Raw genomic sequence first — 420 nt, forward strand, 5'->3', positions numbered from 1 at the left:
ATCGACAGCCCCGGCTTCCTCACCGAGTACGTGAAGAAGCCGAAGCTCGGGCGGGAGGGCGCGAACCTCACGATCGTGGACAGCGGTCGGGAGACGGCCACCGGCGGCGTCTACGGCGCCGAGGGCTACGTGTACCAGATGTTCGACCCGTTGCCCGAGTTCGACGGCTACCGCCCCGTGATCGGGGCGTGGGTCGTCGGTGACGAGTCCGCCGGCATCGGCATCCGCGAGACCTCCGGCCTCATCACCGACGACGGTGCCGCCTTCATCCCGCACCGCATCACTCCGAAAGGTACGACCGCATCATGAACACGACCTTCCTCGCCGCCGCGGACATGGGCACCCTGGGTAAGGGCGTCGGCGCGATCTGCCTGTACGCCCTCGTGGGCCTCGTGCTGATGGTCGCCGGCTTCTACGCCG

At 68.3% G+C, this 420-nt stretch carries 1 protein-coding gene; it reads left to right on the forward strand.

Annotated elements, in window-relative coordinates; all coding sequences use genetic code 11:
• Positions 1-309 (forward strand): glutathionylspermidine synthase family protein (locus tag AXK61_RS19085; protein ID WP_197466872.1); only part of this gene is annotated, 309 nt, incomplete at its 5' end.
• Positions 310-420: the final 111 nt, after the last annotated feature.

Origin of the sequence: Tsukamurella pseudospumae, assembly GCF_001575205.1 — a bacterium.
GTDB classification, from domain to species: domain Bacteria; phylum Actinomycetota; class Actinomycetes; order Mycobacteriales; family Mycobacteriaceae; genus Tsukamurella; species Tsukamurella pseudospumae.